The 20,399-nt window shown below is 70.0% G+C and carries 20 protein-coding genes; 14 read left to right on the forward strand and 6 right to left on the reverse strand.

What is annotated here, in order from left to right:
- Positions 1–7: 7 nt before the first annotated feature.
- On the forward strand, positions 8–1,024 hold the full coding sequence (locus tag FK530_RS11055; protein ID WP_146487075.1) for a TerC family protein: 1,017 nt from the start codon (positions 8–10) through the stop codon (positions 1,022–1,024).
- Positions 1,025–1,040: 16 nt separating this feature from the next.
- Here the strand turns inward: FK530_RS11055 and FK530_RS11060 are convergent, their stop codons facing one another.
- A complete protein-coding gene (locus tag FK530_RS11060) occupies positions 1,041–1,766 on the reverse strand; it encodes a putative protein N(5)-glutamine methyltransferase (protein WP_146487076.1) in 726 nt (241 codons plus the stop codon).
- Positions 1,767–2,054: 288 nt separating this feature from the next.
- Between FK530_RS11060 and pgsA the strand changes: the two genes are divergently transcribed.
- The 8 genes from pgsA (at position 2,055) to FK530_RS11095 (ending at position 6,991) form a co-directional block, all read left to right on the forward strand.
- Entirely contained in the window at positions 2,055–2,633 is a 579-nt protein-coding gene (gene pgsA / locus FK530_RS11065) for a CDP-diacylglycerol--glycerol-3-phosphate 3-phosphatidyltransferase (RefSeq protein WP_231706588.1), read from the forward strand.
- Positions 2,620–3,123, forward strand: coding sequence for a CinA family protein (locus FK530_RS11070; RefSeq protein ID WP_146487077.1), 504 nt, complete (start codon positions 2,620–2,622; stop codon positions 3,121–3,123). The genes pgsA and FK530_RS11070 overlap by 14 nt, the downstream gene beginning before the upstream one ends.
- 28 nt (positions 3,124–3,151) lie before the next feature.
- Positions 3,152–3,427, forward strand: coding sequence for a helix-turn-helix domain-containing protein (locus FK530_RS11075; protein ID WP_146432809.1), 276 nt, complete (start codon positions 3,152–3,154; stop codon positions 3,425–3,427).
- A gap of 163 nt (positions 3,428–3,590) precedes the next feature.
- Positions 3,591–4,406 (forward strand): PspA/IM30 family protein, encoded by an 816-nt coding sequence (locus FK530_RS11080; RefSeq protein ID WP_146487078.1) that lies wholly within the window; start codon positions 3,591–3,593, stop codon positions 4,404–4,406.
- Between the two features lie 13 nt (positions 4,407–4,419).
- The gene (pspM, locus tag FK530_RS11085; RefSeq protein ID WP_146487079.1) at positions 4,420–5,289 is read left to right on the forward strand and encodes a phage shock envelope stress response protein PspM; all 870 of its coding nucleotides are present in this window, start codon (positions 4,420–4,422) and stop codon (positions 5,287–5,289) included.
- A gap of 125 nt (positions 5,290–5,414) precedes the next feature.
- Complete coding sequence (locus FK530_RS26270) at positions 5,415–5,585, forward strand: hypothetical protein (protein ID WP_166443282.1); 171 nt, start codon at positions 5,415–5,417, stop codon at positions 5,583–5,585.
- A gap of 62 nt (positions 5,586–5,647) precedes the next feature.
- A complete protein-coding gene (locus FK530_RS11090) occupies positions 5,648–6,790 on the forward strand; it encodes a glycosyltransferase (RefSeq protein ID WP_146487080.1) in 1,143 nt (380 codons plus the stop codon).
- Positions 6,791–6,799: 9 nt separating this feature from the next.
- Positions 6,800–6,991 carry a DUF3046 domain-containing protein gene (locus FK530_RS11095; protein WP_146487081.1) on the forward strand — a complete coding sequence of 64 codons (192 nt, stop codon included), beginning with the start codon at positions 6,800–6,802 and terminating at the stop codon, positions 6,989–6,991.
- A 15-nt stretch (positions 6,992–7,006) separates the two neighbouring features.
- Here FK530_RS11095 and FK530_RS11100 read toward each other — a convergent pair whose 3' ends face one another.
- On the reverse strand, positions 7,007–10,147 hold the full coding sequence (locus FK530_RS11100) for an arabinosyltransferase domain-containing protein (protein ID WP_231706589.1): 3,141 nt from the start codon (positions 10,145–10,147) through the stop codon (positions 7,007–7,009).
- Between the two features lie 173 nt (positions 10,148–10,320).
- Here FK530_RS11100 and FK530_RS11105 point away from each other — a divergent pair, with 173 nt between their 5' ends.
- Entirely contained in the window at positions 10,321–13,905 is a 3,585-nt protein-coding gene (locus FK530_RS11105; RefSeq protein ID WP_146487083.1) for an indolepyruvate ferredoxin oxidoreductase family protein, read from the forward strand.
- A 74-nt stretch (positions 13,906–13,979) separates the two neighbouring features.
- Here the strand turns inward: FK530_RS11105 and FK530_RS11110 are convergent, their stop codons facing one another.
- A complete protein-coding gene (locus FK530_RS11110; RefSeq protein WP_223120347.1) occupies positions 13,980–14,402 on the reverse strand; it encodes a DUF2000 domain-containing protein in 423 nt (140 codons plus the stop codon).
- A 105-nt stretch (positions 14,403–14,507) separates the two neighbouring features.
- Between FK530_RS11110 and FK530_RS11115 the strand changes: the two genes are divergently transcribed.
- The 4 genes from FK530_RS11115 to FK530_RS11130 all read left to right on the forward strand — a co-directional run bounded on the left by FK530_RS11115 (position 14,508) and on the right by FK530_RS11130 (position 17,808).
- Complete coding sequence (locus FK530_RS11115; protein ID WP_231706590.1) at positions 14,508–15,257, forward strand: helix-turn-helix transcriptional regulator; 750 nt, start codon at positions 14,508–14,510, stop codon at positions 15,255–15,257.
- 234 nt (positions 15,258–15,491) lie between these two features.
- Positions 15,492–16,541, forward strand: coding sequence for a recombinase RecA (recA, locus tag FK530_RS11120; RefSeq protein ID WP_146487086.1), 1,050 nt, complete (start codon positions 15,492–15,494; stop codon positions 16,539–16,541).
- A 6-nt stretch (positions 16,542–16,547) separates the two neighbouring features.
- Entirely contained in the window at positions 16,548–17,150 is a 603-nt protein-coding gene (locus FK530_RS11125; RefSeq protein ID WP_146487087.1) for a regulatory protein RecX, read from the forward strand.
- A 283-nt stretch (positions 17,151–17,433) separates the two neighbouring features.
- Complete coding sequence (locus FK530_RS11130; RefSeq protein WP_146487088.1) at positions 17,434–17,808, forward strand: VOC family protein; 375 nt, start codon at positions 17,434–17,436, stop codon at positions 17,806–17,808.
- Positions 17,809–17,811: 3 nt separating this feature from the next.
- Here the strand turns inward: FK530_RS11130 and FK530_RS11135 are convergent, their stop codons facing one another.
- From FK530_RS11135 to FK530_RS11145, 3 genes are read right to left on the reverse strand one after another with little or no spacing between them, the layout of a single operon-like run.
- A complete protein-coding gene (locus FK530_RS11135) occupies positions 17,812–18,774 on the reverse strand; it encodes a transporter substrate-binding domain-containing protein (protein ID WP_146487089.1) in 963 nt (320 codons plus the stop codon).
- A gap of 5 nt (positions 18,775–18,779) precedes the next feature.
- A complete protein-coding gene (locus tag FK530_RS11140) occupies positions 18,780–19,727 on the reverse strand; it encodes an amino acid ABC transporter permease (protein ID WP_146487090.1) in 948 nt (315 codons plus the stop codon).
- Positions 19,724–20,398, reverse strand: a complete 675-nt coding sequence (locus FK530_RS11145) for an amino acid ABC transporter permease (RefSeq protein ID WP_146487287.1) — start codon at positions 20,396–20,398, stop codon at positions 19,724–19,726. The genes FK530_RS11140 and FK530_RS11145 overlap by 4 nt, the downstream gene beginning before the upstream one ends.
- Position 20,399: the final 1 nt, after the last annotated feature.

Consider the following 20,399-nt stretch of genomic DNA (forward strand, 5'->3'; position numbering starts at 1 on the left):
GTATGCAATGCAAGTTTCGGCTCTCGTCTGGATCGTCTCGATCCTGGTGGTCCTCGGGCTGTTCGTCTTCGACTTCTTCAGCCACGTGCGCACGCCGCACGAGCCCTCGCTCAAGGAATCCGGCTTCTGGTCGGCGGTCTACATCGGCATCGCGATCCTGTTCGGCATCGGCGTGTGGGCGGTGTCCGGGCCGCAGTACGGTGGGGAGTTCTTCGCCGGCTTCGTCACCGAGAAGGCGCTCTCGGTGGACAACCTGTTCGTCTTCGTCATCATCATGGCGAAGTTCGCGGTGCCCCGGATCTACCAGCAGAAGGTGCTGCTCATCGGCATCGTGATGGCGCTGGTGATGCGCGCCGGCTTCATCGCCGTCGGCGCCGCCGCGATCTCCGCGTACTCCTGGGTGTTCTACATCTTCGGCGCGTTCCTGCTGTACACCGCGATCAAGCTGGTCAAGGAGGCGTCGTCGCCCGAGGGCCCGGTCGAGGACGAGAAGGAGCGCGAGGGCCGCGTCGCCGCGCTGTTCAAGAAGATCGTCCCCACCACGGAGACGTACGACGGCGACAAGCTGATCACGAAGATCGACGGCAAGAAGGTCGCCACCCCGCTGCTGCTGGCGCTGGTCGTCATCGGCTTCACCGACGTGCTCTTCGCGCTCGACTCGATCCCCGCGATCTACGGTCTCACCCAGGAGCCCTACCTGGTGTTCATGGCGAACGCCTTCGCGCTGATGGGCCTGCGCCAGCTGTACTTCCTCATCGGCGGCCTGCTCGACCGGCTGGTGTACCTGTCCTACGGCCTGTCCATCGTGCTCGGCTTCATCGGTGTGAAGCTGGTGCTGCACGCGCTGCACGAGAACACGCTGCCCTTCATCAACGGCGGCCAGCACGTCGCGGTGCCGGAGATCTCCACCGGCCTCTCGCTGTCCGTGATCCTGGGTGTCCTGGTGATCACCACCGTCGCCTCGCTGGTCAAGTCCCGGCGGGACGACAGGAAGGCCCTCGCGGACAAGGGCGCCGACGAGTAGTCGCGCGGGATCCCGGTCAGGGCATGACGCCGACGGCGACCGTCGCCTGCCGCTCGTCGTCGGCCTCGATGTACGTGTCGAGGCCGACGGCGCGCAGCGCCGCCACCGTGTAGGTGGCCTGCTGGCGCCCGGTCTCGATGAGCACCCGGCCGCCGGGGCGCAACCAGCGCGGCGCGTCCATCGCGATCCGGCGGTGCAGGGTCAGTCCGTCCGGCCCACCGTCGAGCGCCCGGTGCGGCTCGTTGTCGCGGGCCTCGGGCGGCATGGTCCGGATCGCCGCGGTGGGGACGTAGGGGGCGTTCGCCGCGATCACGTCGACGGTGCCGCGCAGCGTGCCGGGGAGCGGGGCGAACAGGTCTCCGACCAGCACCGTCGCCTCTGGGGCGTTGCGAGCGGCGTACTCGGCCGCGGTGCGGTCGACATCCGCGGCGTAGGTCTTCGCGGCGGCGGCCGTCGCGGCGACGGGCCCCGCGCCGCAACACAGCTCGATCAGGACGCCGGATCCATCGGCCAGTTCGGACAGCAACTCCGTCCGCCGTCGGGGGACGAAGACGCCGGGACCGACGGTCAGTCGTCGGCCGCGGAACTCCACCCAACCCAGGAGGTGCTCGAGCGGCTCCCCGGCGCACCGTCGGCGGACGAGGGCCTCCAGGTCGGGCCCGGACGCGGCGACCTCCAGCAGTTCGGCCTCGCGTTCGGCGAAGGCGCAACCCGCCGCCCGCAGCTCACCGATCACATTCACCGGTGGAGTCAATCACGGTTGGGCGTGATTCACCACACTTACCACACCCCGGTGAGGGCTGGTTCACCCTGTGCCAGGGAGCATCCGATCCGGTGAATACCGGCGACGTCCACACCGTCGCTTGCACACCGAAGTCGCCCACGGTGTTGGGCTGGACGCACGAGAGGTCGAGGAATTCGGCGACGCCCTCGTCGTCGTCGCGGCGCAGCGCATCGTCGTGGGCGGTGTCGCGGTCGGAAACGGTAGCGCGCAGAGCCGCGGATTCCGGGTACCGATAGGCTGATCGGCGTGAGTGCAACGGACGGCGTGCAGCCCGCGAGCACACCTGTCTCGAACGTCAACGTCGCGAACGGGTTGACGGTGCTCCGGATCGTACTCGTCCCCGTCTTCCTCGCGGCGCTGTTCGTCGACGGCGGTCATTCGACGACGTGGCGCTGGATCGCCTTCGCGATCTTCGCGGCCGCCATGATCACCGATCGCGTGGACGGGCAGATCGCCCGCCGCTACGGCCTGATCACCGACTTCGGCAAGCTGATGGACCCCATCGCCGACAAGGCCCTCACCGGCGCCGCCTTCGTGGGCCTGTCGGTGCTGGGGGAGTTGCCGTGGTGGATCACCCTGGTGATCCTCGCGCGCGAGTTCGGCATCACGGCCTTCCGCTTCGCCGTCATTCGCGACGGTGTGATCCCCGCGAGCCGCGGCGGCAAACTCAAGACCCTCCTGCAGACCCTCGCGATCGGCCTGTATCTGATGCCGCTGCCGGCGTGGATGGATCTGCCCAGCCAGATCATGATGGGCGCGGCCGTCGTCGTCACCGTCGCGACCGGCATCGACTACCTGCTCAGCTGGTGGCGTGGGCGCAGGTGACGCCGCACGCCTCGTAGCCGCCCTCGCCGAGCGCGGCGAGACGGTCGCGTCCGCGGAGTCGCTCACGGCCGGCCTGTTCGCCGCCACGATCGCCGACGTCCCCGGCGCCAGCGCCGTGCTCCGCGGCGGTCTCATCGTCTACGCGACGGATCTCAAGGCGAGCCTGGCCGGCGTCCCGTCGGGCGAGCTGAACCGCAACGGGCCCGTCCACCCGGACACCGCCCGCGCGCTCGCCGACGGTGCTCGCTCGCGCTGCGGCGCGGACTGGGGCGTCGGGCTCACCGGCGTCGCCGGCCCGGCCGAACAGGACGGCGTGCCCGTCGGCACCGTCCACCTCGGTTTTTCCGGCCCGTCGGGCACCACGGTCACCACCGTGTGGCTGGACGGCGACCGTGCGCGCGTCCGCCGAGGAGCGGTCGAGACCGCGCTGCGGGGGCTCCTCGATCGGGTTTCGGCGAATCGGGAACCTTCTGGGCCCTCCCCGCGTTGACTGGACAGATACCAAGACGGAGGTGAGCATGGCTCTACTGCTTCGCGAGGCGATCGGCGAGAACCTGCGCAAGACCCGGGTGCGCCAGAGTCGCACCCTGCGGGACGTGTCCTCGGCGGCACAGGTCAGCCTCGGCTACCTGTCGGAGGTCGAGCGCGGTCAGAAGGAGGCGTCCAGCGAGCTGCTGGCCGCGATCTGTGGCGCGCTGGCGATCGACGTGGCCGATGTGGTGGCGCAGGCCAGCGTGTCGATGCGCCCGATCCCCACGATGGTGATCCCCGCGCCGGCGCTCGCCGCCGCCTGACCCTGAGAAGAACGGTCCGCGGATTCGGGGATTTCCCCGGACCCGCGGATCAGGGCGGCGCGACGGGCCCGTTACCCGATAGATTGGTGAGTACGAGTCCGGCGTCGCCGGGCGGCCGGACGTGGATTCGGTGATGGACGTTCCAAGTGGAGGAGAACTGACGATGGCTAACCCGTTCGTCAAGGGGTGGCACTACCTGATGGCGCTGTTCAACGCGAAGATCGACGAGAACGCCGATCCCAAGGTCCAGATCCAGCAGGCGATCGAGGACGCGCAGCGACAGCACCAGGCCCTGTCGCAGCAGGCGGCCGCCGTCATCGGCAACCAGCGGCAGCTGGAGATGAAGCTGAACCGACAGCTCGCCGAGGTCGAGAAGCTGTCCGCCAACACGCGTCAGGCCGTGCAACTCGCCGACCAGGCCACCGCCGCCGGTGACGCCGCCAAGGCCACCGAGTACACGAACGCCGCCGAGGCCTTCGCCGCGCAGCTGGTGACCGCCGAGCAGAGCGTCGAGGACCTCAAGGGGCTGCACGACCAGTCGCTGCAGGCGGCCGGCCAGGCCAAGCGCGCCGTCGAGCAGAACGCCATGCAGTTGCAGCAGAAGCTCGCCGAGCGCACCAAGCTCCTGAGCCAACTGGAGCAGGCGAAGATGCAGGAGCAGGTCTCCGCGTCGCTCAACCAGATGGGCCAGCTGTCGGCCCCGGGCAACACCCCGAATCTGGACGAGGTCCGCGAGAAGATCGAGCGTCGCTACGCCAACGCCCTCGGCTCCACCGAGCTCGCGCAGAACTCGGTGCAGGGTCGCATGGCCGAGGTGCAGCAGGCCACCGTGCAGATGGCCGGCCACTCGCGACTCGAGCAGATCCGCGCATCGATGCAGGCCAGCGGCCAGATCCAGGGCGCCCCGGCGGCGCCGCAGGCCGCACCCGCGCCGCAGACCCCGCAGCAGGCCCCGAACCCGAACCTGCAGAATCCCTGAGACACGAGGAACCATGACCGACCAGCGAGGCCGCTACCGCACCGACTTCTCGGCGGTGGCGGCCTCCGCTGGTCGTATGGCCGCCTCCGCGATCACCGCGGCGTCCACCGCCATGGAGACCGCCGCCCGCGCCGCCGATGAGGCGCGCGACAAGGCCGCCCGCCGGAAGGATCCGAAGGCGGCGCATCAGCGTTCGATCAAACAGGCCCGGTACACCGTGAACAGCTGGGCCGCCACCACCTCCACCTCCGCGGTCGTCGCCGTCGGCGGATTCGCGGCGGCCGCGCCCGTCGTCGGCGGCACCGCCACCGCCGTCACCGCGCTCGTCGCCGTACCGGCCGGCTACGCCGTGCGGAAGCTGCGCCGGCTGCGGCGCACCCCGCCGCCGCCCCGCACCTACGCCCGACGCGCCGTCCCCGGCCGGTCCTCGGCGCTCCACGGCCCCGTCCGCGCCCTCGCCGACGCCGAGCAGGAGTTCCTGGCGCTCATGGCGGTGCTCACGCGCTCCGGCGCGCTTCCTGCCGATGCGCTGAGCGAGCTCGACGACGACGCCGAGACCTCGGCCGACGCGATCGTCGCCTACGCCGAGCAACTCGCCGACCTGGAGCGCGTCGTGGCCGGCGGCGGGAGTTCCGCCGCGTACCTGCGCGAGACCTTCGACGAGGGCCTGGCGAGCCTGGACGAGGGCGTCGACGCCTACCGCGAGATGGTCCGGTCGGCCGCCACGACGGTGGCCGCTGCGCGCCGGTCCCTCGGCTCGCCCGCCCGGTTCGACGAGCTCAGCTACGCGACGCCCCGCCTGCAGGAGACCGCCGAGCGGCTGCGCGCCTGGGCCTACGGCATCGCCGCGCTGCCGCCCGTGCCGGATCCCCACCGCTGGTGATCCGCTCTCGGGGTTAACCCCCAAATCTCCCTGAAACCGCAGCTCAGAGCGTGACTTCCGCGCTCTCGCAGGGGCAGTATGGAGAACGAAGAAGTCATCGAAAACTCCCCGAAAGGTGCACCGCAATGTTCTGGAAGATCCTCGGCGCCATCGTCGCCATCTGGCTCGTACTGATGGTGGCCTCGGCGATCATCAAGTCGCTGTTCCCGCTCGCGATCATCGCGCTGGTGATCATCGGTATCGTCACGGTGGTCAAGTGGCTGAGCTCGGGGAAGAAGACTCCGAGCACGTTCTAGCGGGGTTCCTCCCGCGTGCGCCCCACCGCGGGGCGTGCCGACGGCTCTGCGAAGGAGTGCGGGTGCGCGTAGCGATCGTCGCGGGATCCGAGGCCGGGCATGCACTGCCCGGCCTCGCGCTCGCTCTCCGCCTCAACGGTGCCGGTCACGAGTCCGTCGTCTTCACCGGACGACAGTGGCGCGACGTCGGCACCCGGTACGGCGTCGACACCCGCGAGCTCCCCGGCCTGGCCGCCCGACCCGGCGACGACGACGCCGACGCCGGATCCAAGATCCACGGCCGCGCCGCGTACATCGCCACCTGCGTTCTGCCCGGTATCGAGGACTTCCGTGCGGACCTCGTGGTCGCAGACATCCTCACACCCGGCGGCGGTATGGCCGCCGACCTCCTCGGCCTGCCCTGGCTGGAACTCAGCCCGCACCCCCTCTACCGCCCTTCCAAGGGCCTCCCACCTCTCGGATCGGGCCTCGCCCCCGCGCAGACTCCCCGTGAGCTGCTCCGCGACGCGGTGCTCCGCGCCTTCACCGCCCGCGACATCCGCAACGGCCGCCGTCAGCGCGCGCAGGCGCGCGTCGGCATCGGACTCCCGTCCCACGACGGCGGCCCGGCAGGCCGGCTCGTCGCCACCATTCCCGCTCTGGAGGTGCCCAGGCCGGATTGGCCGGCGCGCACACACCTCGTCGGGCCCCTGACCCTGGAACCGACGGACGAGCCGTGCCCCGTTCCCGACGGCGCCGGCCCGCTCGTGATGGTCGCACCGTCGACCGCAGCCACGGGGGAGCAGAACCTCGCCGAGATCGCCGTCGACGGCCTGCGGGGCGAGGGCGCGCGGCTCGCGGTGAGCGGACTCAACCCGCCCGCGTTCGACGAGCCCTGGGTCGCCAGCGGCTTCGGCCGTCAGGACGACCTCGTCGCCCGCGCCGACGCGGTCATCTGCGGCGGCGGGCACGGAATGCTCACCAAAGCGCTCACGGCCGGCAAGCCCGTCGTCGTCGTGCCCGGCGGCGGCGACCAGTGGGAGCTCGCGAACCGCGTCGCGCGACAGGGGAGCGGCGTACTCGTGCGCCCCGCGACCGCAGAGGCGATCCGCGCGGGCGTGCGGCGCGTCCTCGACGAGCCCGCGTACGCCCGCGCTGCACGGAGCGCCGCCGCGAGCGCGCACCGCGTCGCGGACCCGGTGCTCGTGTGCGAGGCATATCGGTAACCTGGTGCGGTGCGCCTCACCGACTTCCGCGAACTGCTCTACGCCGAGTTCGGCACCCTGCGTGGCGATACCCTGATGCGCGATCACCGGCTCGCCGACTACGGCGTCACCGGCGACCAGGCCATCGAATCCGGTGTGGATCCAAGGGACGTGTGGCGGGCTCTGTGTTCCGAGTTCGACGTACCACGGTCCCGCTGGTAGCCGGGGCCGCGGGCGCTACTCCTGCGGCGTCGGGCCCGGGGACCACAGGCCGGAGCGCGTGAGTTCCGTCCGGCCCAGCTGCGCCGCGGGCGCGTCGACGTAGGGCACGTACCGCTCGAGCGCACCCCACTCCCGGCCCCAGTCGTGGTTCAGGTAGGTCGGTACCGTCTGCGCCTTGGCGAGCAGCAGCGCCCAGCCGAGCGGGCCGCCGGCGTCGCCGCCCTGCCACGTCGTGGTGGCCGCGGCCGCGAGGTCCCGCTCGGGCAGGATCCGCCACTGCGGCTGCTCCGCGACGCCGCCGTTCTCACGCCACTGCCGCTGGCACGGGAACCCGATCCCGGCGCCCCAGTCGACGAGCGTGGGGTCGTCGCCGAGCAGTTCCTGCAGCGTCTCGAGCTTCGGTGCACGCGGCGGCGTGTACGCCACCCAGGTGTTCTCCGACGGTGCCGTGATCGTCGCGCGAACGCGGACGGCGGTCGCGCCGGCGGGGACGGTCTCGGCCGGGACGCGGAGGTTGCGCCAGGCGGGCGCCGGGCCGATGTCGATCGGCGTGACCGCCCCGTTCGGGGTGATCGCACCGGTGCCGGAGCCGAACTCGAGCTGCAGGTCTCCGGGGCCGAACCGGCCGGCGACGCTGATCGTCAGGAGCCGGTCGATCCCGCCCGCGGGCAGCGCGTACCAGCTGGAGATCGCGCGCGCGGAGTGCTGCGGACCCGTCTGCCGGCTGCCGATCACCGGCACGCGCGCCGGGTCGAGCCCGAAGGGCAGGGCCGCGGTGGAGCCGTTCACACCGGGCGCGTCGAGGGTGCCGCCGCCAGTGCCGCCCGTGTTCGACGGGGTGTTGTCGGCGTCGCCGGTGCGCACCAGGTCGGCGGCGCCGCGCGAGCTCGAGCTGAGGCTGCCGGCGATGCCGTTGGGCGTGAAGTTCGCATTCAGTTCGCCGACCAGCGGATCGGGCGCGGTGCCGAGCGGCGCGAGGACACCGGCGGTGGCGTCGCGCTCGACGAGGACCTCGTCGGCCATGCCGCAGGGCTGGCCGGCGAGCGAGCGCAGGTTCTGCTGCCCGTACGAATACGCGGGCCGCTGAATCATGATCGACGCGACGTTGGTGGCGCCGATCATCGCGATGATCAGCGTCGCGACCAAGGTGATCGGCGTTGCGAAGCCGGGCAGACGCCCAGCGATCTCGGGCACCCGTGGCGACCAGCCGGTCACGTGCACCACGAGCGCCGCGGCCAGCAGCAGCACCGTGAGCGCGCCGAAGACCGTCGCGATCTTGACGCCCGCGACGGTCGGCTCCGCGCCGCCCCACGGGATGCCGAAGTTGCCCGGGTAGAACCAGCCGTTGGTGGTCTCGAAGGCCAGGGTCGCGCAGCCCGCGACCGAGGCAAGGGCGAGCAGCCGGAACTGCGGGCGACGGATGGTGCGCGGCCCGACGGCGACGACCGCGATCGCCGCGACCATCGCGCCGAGCGTCGCGAAGGCACCGAAGTGGTGGGTCCACTTGGTCGGGTTGAAGGCCATGACCAGCAGCGAGACGCCGATCGCGGCGACCACGCGGCGCGCCGGTCCGGTGGCGATGCCGGGGATCCGCCGTCGCCACAGCAGCAGCGTCGCGACGATCGCGGACCCGAGGAACAGGGCGAGCATCGCGTACCGTCGGGCGACGGAACCGTTGGGGTTCTGCTGGAACAGGGCCTCGTAGCGGATGATCTCGCGGTGCCAGGGCTCGCTCGGCCCGACGTCGCCGAGGAGCTTGGTCGACTGCAGCATCTCGACGAGTCCGTGATCGGCGAAGACGAGGAAGAGCACCGACGCCCCGGCGGCCGCGAGCGTCAGCAGTGTCGCGGCGTAGCCGTTGGCCTTCACGTGCGCGACCACGGCCTTCCACAGCGGCGCCGCCGCGACGAGGAAGACGACGAACGCGAAGCTGCCCGTGGGGGCCGCGGAGACGGTGAGCCCGGCGACGACCAGGCCCACGCCGGCGGGCGCGAGGCGCCGGGTCGCGATGCTGCGTTCGACCAGGCACCACGTCACGACGGTGCCGACCGCGACGATCGGCTCCGGGCGCAGGCCGGGGTTGTAGGTCAGCCAGAAGAGGGTGAAGACGGCCGCCATCGCCCACAGCGCCCGCGAGTAGTCCCCGGGCGCGCGTCGCTTGCTCAGCCCGAGCCGGGGCAGCACCTCCCGGGAGAGCAGGAACCAGGCGAGGATGCCCGAGAGCAGCGCCGGCAGGCGCAGCCAGGGACTCGACACACTGAGATCTGCCATCCAGGAGACGACGTAGAAGGGCATGCCGAACGGGGCGTAGGGCGCGTCGTAGTACCGGAAGACCTCGGGCATGTAGCCGGAGTGCGGCGCGGCCTTGATCATGCCCAGGATGTAGCCGTCGTCCGACGTCGGCGCCCCGACGATGTGCCAGGCCAGGAGGCTGCCGATGACCGCGACGTCGGCGAGGCGCACGTGCAGCCAGCGGCGGGGGAGCAGGCCGCTGCGGCGCCGGCCGTCGGCGCGGTCGAGCAGGGCCAGCGCCAGCAGCGAGACGACGACGCAGGCCACGCCCACGAGGATCGCGATCCCCTTGAGCATTGACGGCGACGAGGTGTACCGCGAATCGACGTCGATCGTCACCGTCGGCGTCGGACCCTGCAGGTCGGCCGGGAGATCGGAGAAGACGCCCACGACCTGCGGCCGCAGGTCGCCGCGGACGTCGCCCTGCCCCGAGATGCCGGTGGCCGCGGCGAAGGCGTGATCGGCGTCGATCGTGATCCGCAGCTCGCCGCACCGGCCCAGGTCGGCGCGGGGCACGGTGTGCACCAGCGCGCCCCGGGAGCGGACCGTGAGCGCCTCGCCGTCCACGGTGACGTACAGCCCGGCGGTCCGGGCCCGGTCGCCGGCCGGCGGGGGCGTCGTGGCCGCCAGCACCGTCTGCTTGTCCGACGGTGCCGCCGCCGCGACCGCGCAGGGGATGGTCGCGTCCACCTCCAGGGGCTTGTACATCGTCAGCGGCGCGGTGACCGGCGCGAGCGATCCGGACTGCGGCCAGTCGATCGTGACCGCGGTCTGCTTGATCGGCAGCAGGGGCGTCGCGATCGCGAGCACCAGGCCGATCAGGCCGGCGACGACGGCGGCGATCCGGGCGATTCGGAGGTTCACGATCAGTCAGGGTATCGGCCCGGCGCGGCGGCTCCGGTCGGCGCGCGGCGCGTCGCCCGAGACGGCTGTGAAATACGCCGTCCCAGCGGCTATGCTGTGACCACCGACACAGCCCGTGCCTGGTTCCGCCACCCCTGGACCCAGGCACAACGAGAGAAAGCACGGTGGTTTCAGTGACCCTTGACGCCAATTCGCCGATCGAGAAGCTCCCCGGCGGCGCCGACGCCACGCAGGCGGGCCGGCACGACGCCGATCCCCGGGGTGGGCAGTCCGCCTCGGTCGAATCCTTCTCGCTGGACGATCGGTACACGCGCGAAGAGGGCACGATCTACCTCACGGGCATCCAGGCCCTGGTCCGCATGGTGCGGGACCGGGCACGGCTCGATCGCCGCCAGAATCTCAAGACGGGCTCGTTCATCTCCGGCTACGAGGGTTCGCCGCTCGCGGGCTACGACCTGGAGATCGCCAAGCGCACGAAGTACCTCAAGGACTTCGACACCGTGCACCGCCCCGGCCTCAACGAGGAGCTGGCCGCCACGTCGGTCATGGGTTCGCAGATCGCCGCGCAGGTCGGCCACCTCGATCGCGGCCTCGCCGGAGTGACCGGCTACTGGTACGGGAAGGCCCCGGGGCTCGACCGTGCGACGGACGCGCTGCGGCACGCCAACATGATCGGCACCCACCCGACCGGCGGCGCCGTCGCCCTCGTCGGCGACGACCCGGGCGCCAAGAGCTCGACGGTGCCCTGCGCCTCGGAGATGGCGCTGGCCGACCTCTACATGCCGATCCTCTACCCTGCCGATTCGCAGGACATCCTCGACCTCGGCGTGCACGCCGCGATCATGTCGCGTGTGTCGGGGCTGTGGACCTCGCTGAAGATCTCCGCCCACGTGGCGGACGGCTCGTCGACCGCCGACGTGCACCCCGATCGCATCCTGCCCGTCTACGGCGACCTCGGCACCAGCCCGCACGTCCCGTCCGGCCAGCTGCTAGGCGCGAAGCTCATGGAGCTCGAGCAGAACCAGCTCACCGTCCGGATGCCGCGCGCCACCGAGTACGCCCGGATCAACCGGCTCAACCGGATCACCGTGCGCTCCAGCGACGATCGGATCGGCATCGTCTGCGCCGGGAAGACCTACCTCGACGTGCGCGAGTCGTTGCGGCTCATCGGCATCGAGGACGATGATCTCAACCGCCTCGGCATCCGCATCCTCAAGATGGGCATGGTCTATCCGTTCGAGCGGCAGATCCTGCACGAGTTCATCGACGGGCTCGACGAGGTGATCGTCGTCGAGGAGAAGCGCGACTTCCTCGAGACGATGATGCGCGACATCCTCTTCCGCCACCCCGTCGCGCCGAACATCGTCGGCAAGGCCAACGAGGACGGCTCCACGCTGTTCTCCCGCTTCGGCGAGCTGGACGTCGACTCCGTCTCCCGTGGCCTCGCCCAGCGCCTGGCGCGCGTGCACAAGGTGCCCGCCGCGAAGGACTGGCTGGACCGCAAGGCCCAGGTGCGGACCCGCATCGAGCTGCCGCTCGCGGCGCGCAGCCCGTACTTCTGCTCGGGCTGCCCGCACAACACGTCGACCAAGGTCGCCGACGACACGCTCGTCGGCGCCGGCATCGGCTGCCACGCCATGGTGCTGCTCATGGACCCGCAGCAGGTCGGCGACATCACCGGCGTGAGTCAGATGGGCGGCGAGGGCGCGCAGTGGGTCGGCATGGCCCCCTTCGTCACCGAGAAGCACTTCGTGCAGAACATCGGTGACGGCACGTTCATGCACTCGGGTTCGCTGGCGCTGCGCCAGTCCGTGGCCTCGGGCGAGCGGATCACCTACAAGCTGCTGTTCAACGGCACCGTCGCCATGACGGGCGGCCAGGACCCGGTCGGCGAGATGACGCTCCCGCAGATCTGCACCCTGCTGCTGGCGGAGCGCGTCACCAAGGTCGTCGTCACCTCCGACGATCCCAAGCGCACCAAGTCCCTCGGCCTGCCGAAGGGCGTCGAGGTCCGCGACCGCGCCGACACGCTCGACGTGCAGCGGGAGCTGGCCGAGGTCGCCGGCGTCACCGTCCTCGTGCACGACCAGCACTGCGCCGCGGAGAAGCGGCGCAAGCGCAAGCGCGGCAAGTACCCGACGCCGAACCAGCGCGTGGTCATCAACGAGCGCATCTGCGAGGGCTGCGGCGACTGCGGCCAGAAGAGCAACTGCCTCTCGGTGCACCCGGTGGAGACCGAGTTCGGACGCAAGACCCGCATCGACCAGAGCTCCTGCAACCTCGACTTCTCCTGCCTCAAGGGCGACTGCCCGTCGTTCGTGACGGTCACCCCCGGCGAGGTCGGCAGGGTCCGCAAGTCGGTGCCCGACATCACCGCCGAGTCGATCCCGCAGCCGAAGAAGGCCCGCCGCGAGGCGGACGGCATGGCGATCCGCGTCACCGGCATCGGCGGCACGGGCGTGGTCACGGTCTCGCAGATCATGGCGACCGCCACGGTGCTCGACGGTCACTCGGCGCGCACCGTCGACATGACCGGCATGGCCCAGAAGGGTGGCGCCGTCGTCTCGGACATCAAGGTCTCCGCGACGTACGTCGATCAGGCCGCGAAGGTCGCCTCCGGCGACTGCGACGTGTACCTGTCCTGCGACAGCCTCGTCGGCGTCGACCCGGCGAACCTCAAGGTCGCCTCGCCGGAGCGCACCACGTCGATCGTCTCGACCACCGAGGTGCCCACCGGGCAGATGGTGATCGACACGTCGGTCGGCTACCCGGATGCGCGGAGCATCCACGAGGCCATCGATCGGGCGTCGCTGCGCACCGTCTACCTCGATCCGGGCGACCTGACGCTGCAGCTCTTCGGTGACGAGCAGTACGCCAACCTGTTCATGGTGGGCGCCGCGTTCCAGACCGGTGCCCTGCCGATCAGCTCGGAGTCGCTCGAGCGGGCCATCGAGCTCAACGGCGTGGCCGTCGAGAAGAACCTGCAGGCCTTCCGCCGCGGCCGCCAGTCGGTCTCGGACCCGGCGGGCGTGAAGGCCGCGATCGACGCGCTGCACCCGATCCCGGCGCCGGCCCCCGTGAGCGTCTTCGCGCAGGGGCTCGTCTCGGTGCTCGACGGTGGCTCGGAGGAGCTGCTGCGCCAGGTGGGCCTCCGCGTCGATGAGCTGGTCGCGTACCAGGACAAGGCGTACGCCGAGCGGTACGTCGCCGACGTCGCCCGCGTCTTCCGCGCCGAGAAGGACTGGGGTTCGGAGGATCTCACCGCGGCCGTCGCACACAATCTGCACAAGCTGATGGCCTACAAGGACGAGTACGAGGTGGCCCGGCTCTCGCAGGACGCCGGCTTCGCGGCGCAGGTCGCCGACGAGTTCGGTGCCGACGCCAAGAAGGCGATCCGCCTGCACCCGCCGACGCTGCGCGAGATGGGCCTGAAGAACAAGCTCGCGCTGGGCGAGTGGGTGAACCCGGGGATGAAGACGCTGGCGAAGATGAAGCGTCTGCGCGGCACCAAGCTCGACGTCTTCGGCATGACCGAGATGCGCCGCATGGAGCGCACGCTCATCGCCGAGTACCGCGCGCTCGTGGGCCTCATGATCGCCGCCGCCGAGGGCGGCCGCGTGACCGAGGCGCAGCGGGATCAGGTCGTCGCGCTCGCCGAGCTGCCCGACATGGTCCGCGGCTACGAGTCGATCAAGACGGGCAACGTGGAGAAGTACCGCGCCGCCGTCCAGGCGCAGCTGGAGAAGCTGGGCTGGTAGCCCTCCGTCCCTCGTGTTCGACGGTGACCGTCCCTCGCTTCGAGGGGCGGTCACCGTCGTTTCCGGGTACGGCGTCAGGGATGCATTCGCGCGCCCTTCGTGATCCGGTCGACAGCGTTCTTCGGCCCGTGGACACCGATCCCGACGAGATCCAGTTCGTCGGTGCCGACCGCCTCGACCGCGGCGCGGTTGTCCCTGTCGTTGCCTGTCGAGAAGAGATCCCGCGTGAAGATGGAAATGACCAGACCTCGCCCCAGCGCTCGCGTGTGCGCGGTGCGGAGGGTCTCGGCATCGCCCTCGAAGACGAGGACGGGCTGACGGAACATGGGGAGGTACGCGACACCGTCGGCGTCGGCGTAGGGGGCGCCGACGATCTCCGGGACAGTGGCGGCGATCCCGCTGACGAGGAATGCTGTGGTGTTGAGGCGCTGCCAGCCGGCCAGATCGTCGCGGAGCAGCACCGCGATCTTGGTGTCGAATCGAATCGTCTCGGTCATGCACCCAGGATCGTCATCGCGCGGCTCCGGATTCTTGTACATACTTGATGAATGTCCGCGGAGTCGACCGTAGCCTGGCGTCCCCGCGTCGAAGGAGTCGCCGAAGTGTTCCGGGCGCATTTCGAGGAGCACGCCTATCCGATGCACACGCACGAGGTGTGGACGTTGCTCACCGTGGATCGGGGGCGCATCGGGTACGAGCTCGACGGCGAGCGGTGCGATTCGTCGACGCGGTCGGTGACGCTGCTGCCGCCTCACGTCGCGCACGACGGCCACAGCCTCACGGCGGGCGGTTTCGACAAGCGCGTGATCTACCTGGAGTCGCGGATGCTCACCGGGATCGGTCGCGCCGTCGGTACGCCGACGCTTCTGGACGGTCCGCTTCGGCGGCGCGTCGACCAGCTCAACCGAGCGCTCGCCGCGCAGGGCGAGGAGTTCGAAGCGGAGAGCCGGCTCGCCCTGATCGTCGAACGGTTGCAGTGGCACCTGGACCGAAATCCAGAGCCGGCGCGGGCGCCGCGGAATCGGTCCCTCGCGCATGCCCTCCGGGATCTGCTCGACGGCAGTGTCAGGGAGGGCATGACCTTGGAGGCGGCCGGACGTGCGCTCCACGTGGACCCGACGCACCTGGTCAGGGAGTTCTCGAAGGAGTTCGGACTCCCGCCGCATCGGTATCTCATCGGCCGGCGGGTCGAGCTCGCGCGCCGGATGCTGCTGGCCGGCGGCGCTCCGGCGGACGTGTCGGTGGAGGCGGGGTTCCACGACCAGTCGCACCTCAACCGGCACTTCAAGTCGATGGTCGGGACGACACCCGCACGCTTCGCGCGGAGCGGGGGAAGAGCAGCTCGGAGGTGATTTCGTCCCGACGGTACGGCGTCGTCCGATCGATGTGCGGCGTGTCGCGCGTTCGATGCTTGCTTCGAACGCAGGTTCGCCTATAGTCGTCGGTGTTCGACGTGAAAGTGAGCCGGCGAGAGCGCGCCCGATGCGGATGCGAAACTTGTCAGAGGGTCCCTCTAGCGTCCGTAGCAACAGTAGAACCCAGCGCCGCGGCACTTCCCAGCCTCGGCCCGAAGGACGGAGAGTCCCATGGCACCTGCACCCGCGGATCGCGATAAGGCCCTCGAGCTGGCGCTCGCCCAGATCGACAAGAGCTACGGCAAGGGCTCCGTCATGCGCCTCGGAGACGAGGTGCGCCAGCCCATCGCGGTGATCCCCACCGGATCCATCGCGCTGGACGTGGCGCTCGGCATCGGCGGCCTCCCGCGCGGCCGCGTCATCGAGGTCTACGGCCCGGAGTCCTCGGGTAAGACCACGGTCGCCCTGCACGCGGTCGCGGAGGCGCAGGCCAACGGCGGCATCGCGGCCTTCATCGACGCGGAGCACGCGCTCGACCCCGACTACGCCGCGAAGCTGGGTGTCGATACCGACGCCCTGCTCGTCTCGCAGCCCGATACGGGTGAGCAGGCGCTGGAGATCGCGGACATGCTGATCCGCTCCGGCGCGCTCGACATCATCGTGATCGACTCGGTGGCGGCCCTGGTGCCCAAGGCCGAGATCGAGGGCGAGATGGGCGACAGCCACGTCGGCCTGCAGGCCCGCCTCATGAGCCAGGCGCTCCGCAAGATGACCGGCGCCCTGAACAACTCGGGCACCACCGCCATTTTCATCAACCAGCTGCGCGAGAAGATCGGCGTCATGTTCGGCTCGCCCGAGACCACCACGGGCGGTAAGGCGCTGAAGTTCTACGCCTCGGTGCGCCTGGACGTGCGCCGGATCGAGACCCTCAAGGACGGTACGGACGCCGTGGGTAACCGCACCCGCGTCAAGGTCGTCAAGAACAAGGTCTCGCCGCCGTTCAAGCAGGCCGAGTTCGACATCATCTACGGCCAGGGCATCAGCCGCGAGGGCTCCATCATCGACATGGGCGTCAACGAGGGCTTCATCCGCAAGTCCGGCTCCTGGTACACCTACGACGGCGATCAGCTGGGGCAGGGCAAGGAGAACGCCCGCAAGTTCCTGGTCGAGAACCCGGACGTCCGCGACGAGATCGAGAAGCGGATCAAGGAGAAGCTGGGTGTGGGTGCCGACATCACCGTCGAGGCCGACGAGATCGCTCCCGCGCCCGTCGACTTCTAGGTCGCCATGGACTACGCCGACGACGAGATCGTCTCGCGGGGCCGGCGCCGTGGGCGCCGTCCGCGCGATGACGGCGACGCGAGCGGCGATCGGCAGCAGGCCGAACAGGACCCGGTCAAGCGCGAGGCGCTGGCCCGGGACCTGATCTACCGCGCCCTCGGGATGCGGGACCACTCGCGGGCGGAGCTGCGCAACAAGCTCGCCCGCCGCGGATTCGACGAAGAACTCACCGAGCGGATGCTCGACAAGTTCGTCGCAGCCGGGCTGATCGACGACGCCGCGTTCGCGCAGCGCTGGGTGCAGTCCCGCCACCAGTTCTCCGGCCGCGGCCGAAGGGCCCTGGCGCAGGAGCTGCGCACCAAGGGCGTCGGTGACGAGGAGGCGTCCGCAGCGCTCGATACCGTCAGTCGCGAGGACGAACGGGAACGGGCCGTGGAACTGGTGGAGCGCAAGCTCGCTCGCGTCGAGGTGCCGGAGGACCGGATGGAGCGGGACAAGCTCACGCAGAGGCTGGTCGGAATGCTCGGGCGCCGTGGCTACCACCCGTCGCTGGCGTTGTCGGTCGTGCTCGACGCGATCCGCGAGAAGGCGGACGCGCAGCAGGAATAGCCGCGCAGGCCGGTAGTACGACGGATGTGCACACGATCCACGGGAGAGATCCCCTGCGAAGTGAAGCCCTCGGAGATCCCTCCGGGGGCTTCGCTGTGCGTCCACCCGTCGCTCCACGGTCTGGCACGCGGGAGCGGCGCCGGGTAGCGTCTACTGCCATGACTGCCGGAACGGCCACGGGCCACGCACGGACGGGTGATCCGGCGAACGGTTGACGGCGCGCTCTCCGCCGTTCGGAATCAGGTGACCCACAATCCCGATTCCGAACCCGAAAGAGATTCCCATGCCCGCACGTTTCAACCACACCATCATCTTCGCCACGGACAGCGACGAATCCGCCGCGTTCTACCGCGACTACCTCGAGGCGCGCCCCGCCGAGTCCTGGGGACCGTTCACCAACCTCGAGATCGAGGACGGTGTCCTGTTGCAGATCGCGTCGCCGCCGATCGACATCCAGCCGCAGCACTACGCCTTTCTCCTCGACGACGATCACTTCGACCGCGCGTACGCACTCGTGACAGCGCGCGGGGTCGACCACGCCGCCGACCCGTTCTGGAAGGAGCCGGGCCGCATCAACCACGGGCACGGCGGCCGCGGCTTCTACCTCCGCGATCCCGCGGGGCACGGAATCGAACTGCTCACCAGCCCGTACCTGTGACGATCAGCGGGCTGCGCACGGCGCGCTCGTCGCGGCGAGGAAGCCGAGGTCTCCTATACCGTCCACCAGCCGGTCCGGGCCGCCGTCCCGCTCCACGGTCCGGCCGGCCTCCTCATCCCCGACGGCGCGTCGCAGGGCACGCTCCCACTCACCGGAGGCGAGCATCGAGCGCAGCGCGGCGTTGACCGCGTCGCGGGCGGCGTCGTCACCGTGGGCGAGCCCCACGCCGTAGCGTTCGACGGACAAGGGCGCGCCGGCGGTACGCAGCCGGCCGTCGACGCAGGTATCCCTCGGTACGAGCATGTCGACCAGGCGGAAGGCGTTCGGGCGTTGGGCGGCGAAGCCCGCGAGGATCACCTCGTCGGTGGTGAACGCGTCGACGGCGCGGCGTGCCAGAGCGTCCGCACAGGCGGAGTAGCTGTCGTACTCGATCAATCGGACGCCGGGAAGCAGCGCGGCGACGGTCCGGGCCGACGTCGACCCCGTCACCGCGCAGAGCGTGCGGTCGCGCCCCAGATCCGAGACGGTGCCTACGGCCGACTCGTCCCCGCGCACGAGCAGTCCCTGCCGGGTCGTCAGGTACGGCCCCGCGAAGGTCACCGCGGCGGCCCGGGCGGCGTCGATCGAGTACGAGGCGACGATCGCGTCCACCTCGCCGTTGTCGATGAGCCGTTCGCGCTGCGGGGTCGGGCTCTCGCGCCACGTGATCCTCGGCTCGGGCTTCCCGCGGGAGGCGGCCACCGTCCGAACGACGTAGCGGGCGATGTCGATGTCGAAGCCCGCGTAGTCTCCGCCGGCGCCGCGTAGGCCGAGGCCCGGCTGGTCGGCCTTCACGCCGAGGATGACGGCACCGTCGTCGATGGACCGCAACAGGCTCCGCGGGGAGGGTCCCGAACACGCGCAGAGCGCGGCCATGAGCACCGTCACCAGTGCTACGGCCGCGCTCGCGCGGGGTCTGGAGGGCACGGCGGTCAGTCGCCGTAGTCCTGCCGCAGATCCTTGTGCTTCGGGTCCGGATGGGTGGTCTCCATGACCTCCTTCGACATGAGCCCGGGTTCGGGAAGCGCGTGCGGTGGATCGAGGATCAACTTCTTCTTGCGACCCTCGCGCAGGTTCTTCTCGATGTTCGACGCCAGCGCCGAGAGCCCGAAGTTGATGAGGATCATGATGATCGCCACCACGATCAGCGACGGGATCACGTTGCCCCATTCGTTGCCCGCCTGGATGCCGGACTTCACGACCTCGATGTAGCCGATCTGGTAGCCCAGCGCGCTGTCCTTGAGCGCGATGACCATCTGCGAGATCAGCGCCGGCAGCATGGCGGCGACGGCCTGCGGCAGCAGGATCAGGCGCATCGTCTGGGTCTTGCGCAGCCCCAGCGCCTTCGCCGCCTCGAACTGGCCCTGCGGCAGCGAGTTGATGCCCGACCGAAGGATCTCCGCGATCACCGAGCCGTTGTACAGGGTGAGACCGAAGACCACCGCGAAGAACGCGATGTAGTCCGAGGTGAACACCTTGTACACGCCGAAGACGATGTACAGGAAGTAGATCAGGATCAGCACCGGGATCGCGCGGAAGAACTCCACGATCGCACCCGTCGCCCAGCGCACCGACCGGTGGTCGGAGAGCCGGCCGATGCCGAGGAAGGCGCCCATGATCATCGCGAGGATGATCGACGCCAGAGCGGCCTTGAAGGTGCCCCACAGGCCGGGGAGGATGTACGTGCCCCAGTAGTTCGTGTCGACGAAGGGCTCGAGCTTCTCCTGATCGAACTGGCCGTTCGCCGCGAAGGTCGTGATCACCCACGCGAACAGGGCCACCAGCACCACGATGAAGACCACCGCGATGATGTTGTTGCGCACCCGGGCCTTGGGGCCCGGCGCGTCGTAGAGAACGGTCGACGTGGACTTCGTGCTCATCGCTTCACCGCCAGACGCTTGGCGAAGTAGCCGAAGACGGCTCCCTCGAACAGAGTGATCACCATGAAGCAGGCCGCGAAGATCACGAAGATCAGGACCAACTGATCGCTGTGCAACTCGAGTTGTTCCTTCATCAGCAGTGCGGCCTCACCGACGCCGATGATCGACGCGATCGTGGTGTTCTTCGTGAGCGCGATGAGCACGCTGCCCATCGGCGCGATCACCGCACGGCCGGCCTGCGGCAGCACGATGAGCTGGAAGACCTGCATGAACGACAGACCCAGCGAGCGGGCCGCCTCGGCCTGGCCCAGCGGCACGGTGTTGAAGCCGGAGCGCAGGGTCTCGCAGACGAAGGTGGCCGTATAGGCGATGAAGCCGATCACCGCCAGCCAGAAGTTGTTGTTCTCGGTGAAGTCGGGCCCGTCCGGAACCAGTGCGAGCGCCATGTTCTGGTAGAGGCCGAGCGACAGGAACAGGATGATCAACGTCAGCGGAGTGTTGCGGATGATGTTGACGTACCAGGTACCGAACACCCGCATCGCCGGGACCGGCGAGACGCGCATGCCCGCGAGGATCGTGCCCCAGATGGTGGCACCGATCGCGGACCAGAAGGTGAGCTTGATGGTCACCCAGAAAGCCGGCCACAGCTGCGGCCCGAGGTCTTCCCACATG

This window comes from Tsukamurella conjunctivitidis (assembly GCF_007858475.1).
In the GTDB taxonomy this organism is placed as follows: Bacteria; Actinomycetota; Actinomycetes; order Mycobacteriales; family Mycobacteriaceae; genus Tsukamurella; species Tsukamurella conjunctivitidis.